At 36.4% G+C, this 10,483-nt stretch carries 9 protein-coding genes; 8 read left to right on the top strand and 1 reads right to left on the bottom strand.

Going from position 1 to position 10,483, the window contains the following annotated elements; genetic code table 11:
• Positions 1-11 precede the first annotated feature (11 nt).
• The 7 genes from porV to L0669_RS08005 all read left to right on the top strand — a co-directional run bounded on the left by porV (position 12) and on the right by L0669_RS08005 (position 8,507).
• Positions 12-1,217 (top strand): type IX secretion system outer membrane channel protein PorV, encoded by a 1,206-nt coding sequence (porV, locus tag L0669_RS08035; protein ID WP_173969784.1) that lies wholly within the window; start codon positions 12-14, stop codon positions 1,215-1,217.
• Between the two features lie 77 nt (positions 1,218-1,294).
• Positions 1,295-1,777 (top strand): cytidine deaminase, encoded by a 483-nt coding sequence (gene cdd, locus L0669_RS08030; protein WP_263762617.1) that lies wholly within the window; start codon positions 1,295-1,297, stop codon positions 1,775-1,777.
• Between the two features lie 158 nt (positions 1,778-1,935).
• Positions 1,936-2,934 (top strand): pyruvate dehydrogenase (acetyl-transferring) E1 component subunit alpha, encoded by a 999-nt coding sequence (pdhA, locus tag L0669_RS08025; RefSeq protein ID WP_173969782.1) that lies wholly within the window; start codon positions 1,936-1,938, stop codon positions 2,932-2,934.
• 6 nt (positions 2,935-2,940) lie between these two features.
• Positions 2,941-4,587, top strand: coding sequence for a pyruvate dehydrogenase complex dihydrolipoamide acetyltransferase (locus L0669_RS08020; RefSeq protein WP_263762615.1), 1,647 nt, complete (start codon positions 2,941-2,943; stop codon positions 4,585-4,587).
• Between the two features lie 136 nt (positions 4,588-4,723).
• Entirely contained in the window at positions 4,724-6,571 is a 1,848-nt protein-coding gene (locus L0669_RS08015; RefSeq protein ID WP_263762613.1) for a hydrolase/aminopeptidase, read from the top strand.
• Between the two features lie 433 nt (positions 6,572-7,004).
• A complete protein-coding gene (locus L0669_RS08010; protein ID WP_263762611.1) occupies positions 7,005-7,556 on the top strand; it encodes a carboxymuconolactone decarboxylase family protein in 552 nt (183 codons plus the stop codon).
• Positions 7,557-7,634: 78 nt separating this feature from the next.
• Positions 7,635-8,507 (top strand): helix-turn-helix domain-containing protein, encoded by an 873-nt coding sequence (locus L0669_RS08005; RefSeq protein ID WP_263762610.1) that lies wholly within the window; start codon positions 7,635-7,637, stop codon positions 8,505-8,507.
• Here L0669_RS08005 and L0669_RS08000 read toward each other — a convergent pair.
• Complete coding sequence (locus tag L0669_RS08000) at positions 8,504-9,748, bottom strand: glycosyltransferase family 4 protein (RefSeq protein WP_263762608.1); 1,245 nt, start codon at positions 9,746-9,748, stop codon at positions 8,504-8,506. The two genes, L0669_RS08005 and L0669_RS08000, sit on opposite strands and share 4 nt — an antisense overlap.
• A gap of 114 nt (positions 9,749-9,862) precedes the next feature.
• Between L0669_RS08000 and L0669_RS07995 the strand changes: the two genes are divergently transcribed.
• Positions 9,863-10,444 (top strand): MiaE family protein, encoded by a 582-nt coding sequence (locus tag L0669_RS07995; RefSeq protein WP_035685975.1) that lies wholly within the window; start codon positions 9,863-9,865, stop codon positions 10,442-10,444.
• Positions 10,445-10,483 lie beyond the last annotated feature (39 nt).

The raw sequence follows: 10,483 nt of genomic DNA, 5'->3' as shown, positions 1-10,483 counted from the left end.
TAAGTCCCTAAATGAAAAAAATATCACTACTTTTAATTTGTTCTTTTATTCTTTTTAAAGCACAGGCCCAGGACAACCGACCTATTACAACGGGAGTTCCTTTTTTATTAGTTGCAGCAGATGCCAGAGCAGCAGGTTTAGCTGATCAGGGTGTAGCCACATCAGCAGATGCATTTTCTCAACAATGGAATCCGGCGAAATACGCTTTTTCAGTAGATAAGCAAGGGTTTTCTATTAGTTACACTCCTTACTTAACAGATTTAGCTAACGACATTTCGCTAGGTCAGGTAACGTATTACAACAAAATTAATGAAAGAAGTGCCTTCGCAGGAAGTCTTCGCTATTTTGGTTTTGGAGATATCGAGTTAAGAACAACCGGAGATCCAAATGAAGCTGCCAGAATAGTATCACCAAACGAATTTGCCTTAGACGGATCTTATTCTTTGAAATTAAGTGAAACTTTCTCTATGGCAGTTGCAGCAAGATTCATTAATTCAAATCTAAAAATTGCTTCAGAAGATGTCGATGCTTCGGCAGCCAGCACTTTTGCAGTTGACATTGCAGGTTTTTACCAATCTGAAGAAATTGCTTATTCTGACTTTAACGGAAGATGGAGAGCGGGTTTCAATATGCAAAACCTTGGACAAAAAATAAGCTACGACAACGATGACTTGAGTTCAAACTTTTTACCAGCCAACTTAAGAGTAGGTGGTGGATTTGACTTCATTCTGGACGACTACAATAAAGTGGGACTAAGCGTAGAGTTTACCAAACTTTTAGTACCTACTCCTCCGGGACCTGGAACTCCGGTAGATTTAAACGGAGATGGTGATTATAATGATCCGGGAGAAATTTCTCAGGAACAGGCAAATGCCATGAACTACAAAAACTACAATGACATCGGTTGGGTTTCCGGAATTTTTAAATCATTTGGAGATGCTCCGGGTGGTTTTAGCGAAGAATTAAAAGAAATTACCTATAGTGTAGCAGGAGAATATACTTATCAGGATGCTTTTTCGATGAGAGCAGGATATTACCACCAAAGCCCACAAAAAGGAGGCGTTCAGTTTTTCTCTTTAGGAGCAGGTTTCAAATATAATGTAGTAAAACTTGATGTCTCTTATTTATTTTCGGCCTCAAAAATCAAAAATCCTTTAGAAAATACACTTCGCTTTTCTTTAACCTTTAACTTTGGCGACAAATACGAAGTTTACTAAACGAATAAAACAATAAAAATAATAACAATCCAAATTTCTACTTTTTAGAGATTTGGATTTTTTTTCCCATAAAAAGAATGAAAGAAATTAGCATTACATCATCATTTATAGTTTTCGATACTTTACAAGAACTTTCACAAGACATTCAGGATTTAATGAATGAGGCTGTAGAAATTCGTAAAAAAGCATACGCACCCTATTCTCAATTTAGAGTTGGAGCTGCATTATTATTAGATAACGGAAAAATAGTTTTGGGATCAAATCAGGAAAATGCCGCTTATCCATCCGGATTATGTGCCGAAAGAGTTGCCATTTTTCATGCCGGAAGCGTTTATCCTGAAGCCAAAATTCTAAAAATAGCTATTACGGCAGCTTCAGATACGAATCAGACTACAGCGCCAATTCCGCCGTGTGGTTCTTGCCGCCAATCTATTGCCGAATACGAAATCAGGCAAGACACCCCAATAGAAATCTATTTTATGGGCGAAATTGGTCAGGTTTATAAATCAGCATCCCTAAAAAATTTGCTTCCTTTTATGTTTGATAAAAAGTTCTTGTAAAAAAAAGCCAAAAAGTCCCTTTTAAATTTTACTTCTTAATAGGAATGTCTTATTTTTGCATCCCGACCTTTCGGGCGCAAATTTGTGGGAGGAAACTATTTTGCGTTATAGGCAACAATTGATAACACAAACAAACTTTAGCAAAAGAAAGAATTCAGATGAAAGAAGTTACAAAAGAAGTATATTTAAAGTGGTACGAAGACATGCTACTTTGGAGAAAGTTTGAAGACAAACTTGCAGCATTATACATTCAACAAAAAGTTAGAGGTTTTTTACACCTATATAATGGTCAGGAAGCTGTACTAGCGGGTGCTTTGCACGCTATGGACCTGACTAAAGACAAGATGATTACTGCTTACAGAAATCACGTACAACCAATTGGTATGGGAGTTGATCCCAGACGTGTAATGGCTGAGCTTTTAGGAAAAGCAACAGGAACTTCTAAAGGTATGGGAGGTTCTATGCACATTTTCTCTAAAGAACACCGTTTTTACGGAGGACACGGAATCGTAGGTGGACAAATTCCGGTAGGAGCTGGTTTAGCTTTTGCTGATAAATATTTTGAAACTGGCGGAGTTACTATGACCTATTTTGGTGATGGTGCTGCAAGACAAGGTTCTCTTCACGAAGCTTTCAACATGGCTATGCTATGGAAATTGCCAGTTGTATTTATCGTTGAAAACAACGGTTATGCAATGGGAACTTCTGTTGAAAGAACTGCAAACCACACTGATATCTGGAAACTTGGTTTAGGATACGAAATGCCTTGCGGACCTGTTGACGGAATGAATCCTGTAAAAGTTGCTGAAGCAATGACTGAAGCTATTGACAGAGCTCGTCGTGGTGACGGACCAACTTTCCTTGAAATGAAAACGTACCGTTACAGAGGACACTCTATGTCTGATGCACAATTATACCGTTCTAAAGAAGAGGTTGAAGAATACAAAAAAATTGACCCTATTACTCAGGTTTTAGATGTAATTATGGATCAAAAGTATGCTACAGAAGAAGAAATTGAAGTAATTGACCAAAGAGTAAAAGACCTGGTTGAAGAATGTGTGAAATTCGCCGAAGAATCTCCATATCCTGAATTAGAACAATTATACGATGTAGTATACGCACAAGAAGACTATCCATTCACACCTCATAAACTATAATATATTATGGCCATAAAAGTAACAATGCCTCGTTTGAGCGATACTATGACGGAAGGAACGGTAGCGACTTGGTTAAAAAAAGTAGGCGACAAAATAAGCGAAGGAGATATCCTTGCTGAAATTGAAACAGATAAAGCAACAATGGAATTTGAGTCTTTCAACGAAGGAACTCTTTTACATATCGGAATTCAGGCTGGAGAAACTGCTCCAGTTGATTCATTATTAGCGATCATTGGTAACGAAGGAGAAGATATTTCTGCTCTTTTAGCTGGTGGTGACGCTCCTGCTGCAGAAGCTCCAAAAGCGGATGCTGCTCCTGCTGCTGAAGCAAAAACAGAAACTGCTGCTCCTGCAAAAGCTGCAACTGAATTACCAAAGGGTGTTGTAGTAGTAACTATGCCACGTTTGAGTGATACAATGACAGAAGGAACTGTAGCAACATGGTTGAAAAAAGTAGGTGATGCTGTTGCCGAAGGTGATATTCTTGCTGAAATTGAAACTGACAAAGCTACTATGGAGTTTGAGTCTTTCAACGAAGGAACATTATTATACATCGGAATTCAAGAAGGAAACACGGCTCCTGTTGATAGTTTATTAGCTATTATCGGACCTGCCGGAACTGATATTTCTGGAATTGCTGACAATTATACTGCCGGAGGAACTACAACTGCAAGTGCTCCTGCAACTGAAGAAAAAGCTGCTCCTGCTGCTGAAAAAGTTACAGAAGCTGTTGCTGAAACTTCAAACGGAAGAATTTTAGCTTCGCCATTAGCGAAGAAAATCGCTTCTGACAAAGGAATCCAATTAAATCAGGTTAAAGGTTCTGGAGAAAACGGACGTATCGTAAAAAGCGATATCGAAAACTTTACTCCATCTGCACAAGCGCAACCAGCTGCAACAGCAACTGCTGCTGCACCAAAAGCTGAAACTGCTGCTCCTGCTGCGCCAAAAGTATTTGTTCCTGCCGGAGAAGTTTTCACCGAAGAGATCAAAAACTCTCAAATGCGTAAAATTATTGCTAAACGTTTGGCTGAATCATTGTTTACTGCACCTCACTACAATTTAGTGATCGAAGTAAGCATGGACGAAGCTATGGCTTCAAGAGCGACAATCAATACTGTTCCGGATACAAAAGTATCTTTTAACGATATGGTAATTAAAGCTTGTGCTTTAGCATTAAAAAAACATCCAAAAATTAACTCTCAATGGAAAGAAGATGCTATCATCATCAACCACCACGTTAACATTGGTGTTGCCGTAGCTGTTGAAGACGGATTAGTAGTTCCTGTATTGAAATTTACAGATGCTATGAGTTTATCTCAAATTGGTGCTTCAGTAAGAGATCTTGCCGGAAGAGCTAAAAACAAAAAACTCGGACCACAAGAAATGGAAGGAAGTACTTTTACAGTATCTAACCTTGGAATGTTTGGTATTACTGAATTCAATTCAATCATCAACCAACCAAACTCTGCTATCCTTTCTGTAGGTGCAATTGTTGAGAAACCAGTAGTTAAAAACGGTCAGATTGTAGTAGGAAACACAATGATGTTATCATTAGCGTGCGACCACAGAACAATTGACGGTGCAACTGGCGCTCAATTCTTACAAACATTAAAACAATACATCGAAAGCCCGGTTACAATGTTAGCATAATTTGATGTTTATCCTGAGCGAAGTCAAAAGATCATTTTGAGCGAAGCTTAAGGTTATTTATAATAAAATCCCGTTTTGTTTATTCAAAACGGGATTTTTTGTTTAATTTTCCTCCACTAATTCAATTCTTCATAAAATGAAAAAACTAATCCTTGCCACTTTATTCCTGACAGTAATAGCCTGTCAGAAAAAGGAACAAACCGAAAAAACAGCTGCTGTTACAGACGAACACAGTTATTCTAAACCAGAACTTGCCGTTGTAAAACATTTGGATCTGGATATAAAAGTTGACTTTGATACGCAAACTATTTCAGGAAAAGCTTCCTGGCTAATTGACAACATAAGTAAAGGAAACGAAATTATCTTTGACGAAAACACGCTTAACATTACAAAAGTAACTTTAGGTGATGATGAAAAAGAAACTAAATTCGAACTTGGAAAAGACGTGGAATTTCACGGAAAACCTCTTCACATTACCATCAAACCTACTACTACTAAAGTAAACATTTACTACAGTACCACTAAAGATGCCGTTGCATTACAATGGTTAAAACCAGAACAAACTGCAGACAAAAAGAAACCTTTCTTATTTTCTCAGGGAGAAAGCGTTTGGTCTCGTACCTGGATTCCGTGTCAGGATTCTCCGGGGATTCGTTTTACGTATAATGCAAAAGTTACCGTTCCTAAAGATTTGTTAGCTGTAATGAGCGCTGTAAACCCTCAAAAGAAAAATGATACCGGAGTTTATACTTTTAAACAAGACAAAGCAATTCCATCTTATTTAATGGCAATTGCGGTTGGAGATATCGAATTTCAATCTATTGATAACAGAACCGGAGTTTATGCAGAACCATCTATGCTAAAAAAATCGGCTTGGGAATTTGCTGAACTTGGAAAAATGGTTGTAGCTGCCGAAAAACTTTACGGACCTTACCGTTGGGGACGTTACGATGTTTTGGTTTTACCTCCGAGTTTTCCTTACGGAGGAATGGAAAATCCAAACTTAACTTTCCTTACTCCGGGAGTAATTGCAGGAGATCGTTCTTTAACTAGTTTATTGGCACACGAATTAGGTCACAGCTGGAGCGGAAATTTAGTTACAAACGCAACCTGGGATGATATTTGGTTAAACGAAGGTTTTACCACTTATGTAGAACACCGCATTGGCGAAGCTATTTTTGGAGAGAAAGAATTTGAAATGCAAAACGTTATTACACGTAAAGAATTAGTTGATAATGTAGCCGAATACGGAGACACAAGCCCTGATACAAGATTAAAAGTGAGTCTGACAGGAAGAAATCCTGACGACGGAATCAGCATGATTCCATACGTAAAAGGTTATGCTTTTTTAAGAGTAATCGAAAATGCTGTTGGACGTGAAAAATTTGACGTTTTTATTAAAAATTATTTCGATGCACACGCTTTTAAATCCATCACAACAGAAGATTTCCTTAAATATTACAACGAGAATCTTATAAAAGGAGATAAAGCGCTTGCAGATAAAATAAAAGCAGAAGACTGGATCTACAAACCCGGAATTCCGTCAAACATTACTCCTGTAAGTTCTGCTGATTTTGATGCAATTGATAAAATCCAAAAAAGCTGGAGAGAAACGGGCGTTGCAGGTTTAAGCAAAAAAATCACTACAACAGCCGAAAAACAGCATTTTATAGACCATCTTCCGGCTGATATTACAGCAAAAGAAATGGAAGCGATCGATAAAGAATTCAACTTTACCAATGGCGGTAATTTCATCATTAAACGTCAATGGTTTGTTCAGGCAATCAGCCACCAATACAAAGCCGCCAATCCTGCAATTGAACAATTTTTAATTGGAAGCAGCAGAACCGGATCTGTAATGATGCTTTATAAAGAAATGGCAAAAACTCCGGAAGGAAAAGTTTGGGCAAACAAAATTTTCGACAAAGCAAAATCAGGCTATCATGCTACAACTGTTCAGGCGGTTGAAGGCGTTTTGAAATAGTTTTCAGACTCAGTTTTCAGTCGCAGTCTCAGTTTTCAGTTTACAATCGTACTGAAGACTGAGACTGAAAAGTAAAAACTAAAAATCCCCGGTTACACCTTGTAATCGGGGATTTTTTTATCCCGTAGGGATTACATGTTGGTAGAAAAAAAATATTCATTTTTTTCATTTGTCCCGTTAGGGACTACACCAGTACGCAATAATATGTAGTCCCTAACGGGACAAATAGCTATAATACTTGATAATCTCTACCAACATGTAATCCTTACGGGATAAATTACAATCGGGATAGTCTTCTATTCAAAAAAAAACAACCTCAGGGAAAATTGTCCATCACATAGCGTAAATCCTCCATGTTCCAGATCCTGCAATCGTCGCACCTTTGTAATGTCAAAAGACAACAACTAATAATTAACATAAAAAATTAAATACAATGACACGATTAACAGCATTAAACCCAGAAGAAGCAACAGGAAAAACTAAAGATTTATTCAACGCTGTACAGGCCAAATTAGGCGTTGTACCTAACATGATGAGAACAATGGGAAATTCTCCGGCGGTTCTTGAAGGATATTTAAACCTAAGCGGTGCTTTGAGCCACGGAAAATTAAGTGCAAAAACCGGCGAATTATTAGCCTTGACAGTTTCTGAAAGCAATTCATGTGACTATTGCGTAGCTGCCCACACTTTTATTGGCGGAAAATTATTAAAAGCAGACGCACAGGTTTTGCACGATGCGAGAACAGGAAATTCTGCTGACGCAAAAACAGAAGCAATTCTACAATTTGCTAAAACATTAGTTCGCAAAAATGGCTTGGTAAGCAACGAAGATGTTCAGGCTATTAAAAATGCCGGAGCTTCAGAAGCGGAAATTGCAGAAACTGTAGCGCACGTAGCTTTGAATGTTTTAACGAACTATTTTAACAATACTGCAAATACTCAAATCGATTTCCCGGAGGTTGCAAGTTTAGAACTTCAAAAATAATTGAGACAAAAAACGAATTATAAAGATAGTTGTGAATTCATTTCATAACTATCTTTATATTTTAAAAACGCACAAAATATGAGCAATGTTTTTACTTTAATTAATCCGCAAACCGGAAATCTGGCTTTCAAACTGCTTCCGTTTGATGACAACAGCCATTTTGATCATTTGCAACGCAATAATTATTTCTCTTTAATTTGGGTAACGAAGGGAAAAGGCAAAGTAAAAGCTGATTTTGCCGAACATCATTTTGAAGAAAACTCACTCCTCGCCTTCTCTCCTTATCAGCCTTTTATGCTTTGCGTAAGCGAACCAATTGAAGGAATTGCAATTCATTTTCATCCTGATTTTTACTGCATTCATTACCACCAAAAAGAGGTTTCTTGTAATGGTGTTTTGTTTAATAATGTATATCAACCGCCTTTTACAAGAATTACAAACGAAGCTGCCGCTACTTTTAAAATGGTTTTAGATCAGATGAAAAACGAGATTCAAAATGCAGAATTGGCGCAATATGAGTTATTGATTTCGTACTTGAAAATATTTTTAATCACTGCATCAAGACTTAAAAACGAGCAATTAGAAGAAATGAAAGCGGTTCCTGATAGTAAAGAACCTTTTATTCTTCAGGATTTAAAAGATGCTATTGAAGTGCATTTTAAAACCAAACATTCTGCCGGACATTATGCAGAAATGCTAAATATTTCGGCGAAAGCCTTAGCCAAATTATCGAAAAATTATTTCAACAAAACGCTTACTGATTTAATAGCCGAAAGAATTATTATTGAAGCAAAAAGAGAATTGTACATGACCAATAAAACGATTAAAGAAATCGCGTACGAACTGGGTTATGACGATGAACATTATTTTAGCCGATTTTTTAAAACGAATGCTGATGTTTCGCCACAATTGTATCGTGAAACTGTAGGATTTGGGAAAATGGTAAATTAATTTTTATTTTTAGCTTCAATCCATTTTGACATATACATGGTACTTTTATAAGCATGATGCTGTAACAAACTTCCCATAAAATTATACAAACGATGATTTTCAAAATCATTTAATAATGAATTGATTGCTGCTATTAATGCTGTAGAATATTTACTCAATTGATAACATTCGTTGACAATCGCAACTCCATTTTTTTGAGATTGTTTCCAAAGGTTTTCGTCGTGATACAATTCAACCGCTTTTTTTGCAAACAACTCAACATCATCTGTTATAAAACCATTCCATGGTAAATTGGCATGCATCGCTTCAGAACCAATTGTAGAAGTTACACTTGGCGTTCCGCATTGCATGGCTTCTAATAATTTTCCTTTTAAACCTGCTCCAAAACGAATTGACGCTAGAACTACACGTGCTTTTTTTACAATTTCATTGGCATCAGCTGCTCTTCCCATAATAAAAAAACCGTTTTTAGGCTGATGCAATTGCAATACTTTTTGCGAAGTATAGGCGCCATAAATCTCTAAAACCGCTTCCGGAAATTGCTTTTTTATTAGTGGCCAAATCGTTTCTTTTAAGTACTGTACAGTATTCCAATTGGGTTCATGAAGAAAATTTCCTATGAACACAAAGTTTTTTCGCTCTTCAAAAGATGGTAATTTCAAAAGATCTTCTTCTGGCATTTCATCTACTAAAAAAGGAAGATAATGCAACAAAGCAGTATCTATTTTAAAAAGATCTTTCAGTAATTTCATTTCAAATTCAGAAATTATAAAAGAAAGATCGCATCTTAAAATACTGGCAATTTCACGTTTTGTAATATCTTCAGACAATAAATCATGAAGCTCAAAAGTCCTTTTTTCTTTAAACGCTTTTTCTCTTGTCTTTCTCAAACAATGCAAATCTTCGGTATCTAATAAACGAATTGCTTTTGGGCAGTTTTCAGCAACACGCCAGCCATATTGCTCTTCGATCGTATAACGATCAAACAAAACAACATCAGGATTTAATTCGATTACAAAATCATCAAAACTGGCATTATTGAGTTCTATTGAAACTTTCTTTACTCCAAATTCAGATAAATCAACCATAAAATCACTATCTAAAGCCGCGCTTGCAAATGTGATTTCAAATCCATTTTGTTTAAAAATAGAGATCAATTGCATCATTCTTCCGCCCGCTGCAGATGAATTTGGTTCAGGCCAAACGGAGCCAATGATTAAAAGTTTTTTTATCTGATTCATTTATATCGTTTCAAGCTACAAAATAATGCTTTTTTGAGCGTATTTACACGATATTTCCTAAATTTCAGTGATAAAAATGACTAATTTTGCAGAATACTTTTTTTCAATAAAATTATGTTAGGATTAAAATTAGCCACAGACCCTCGTTGGGTAAATATAGTCGAGTCGAATATCGAAGAAATATTGACAGATCATGCCTGGTGTGAGCAAAAAGCAGCTTCAAACGCCATTAGTTTAGTAACTTACAATTCTGAGTTAGAAGAATTAGTTACTGAAATGCTTGTAATTGCGAGAGAAGAATTAGAGCATTTGCAAATGGTTCACGACATTATCAAAAAAAGAGGTTTGACTTTGGGACGCGAAAGAAAAGATCATTATGTAAATGAACTTTTTAAATTTATGAAGAAAGACGGAAGCAGAAAAGATGCACTTTGCGATCGTTTGTTGTTTTCGGCCATGATCGAAGCGAGAAGCTGCGAGCGTTTTAAAGTATTATCAGAGAATATTAAAGACGAAGAATTAGCTAAATTCTATCGTGATTTAATGATTTCTGAAGCGGGACATTATACAACATTTTTAGGATTTGCACGAAAATATACAGACAATATAGATATCGATAAACGCTGGAAAGAATGGATTGAATACGAAGGTTCTATTATTACCAATTATGGTAAAAGCGAAACTGTTCACGGATAATATTCAATTTAAATCTTACCTATAAATACCACAATTTGT

This window comes from Flavobacterium bizetiae (assembly GCF_024271895.1).
In the GTDB taxonomy this organism is placed as follows: domain Bacteria; phylum Bacteroidota; class Bacteroidia; order Flavobacteriales; family Flavobacteriaceae; genus Flavobacterium; species Flavobacterium bizetiae.
The sequence above is the reverse complement of the archived record's forward strand: the minus strand, read 5'-3'. Positions and strand labels throughout refer to the sequence as shown.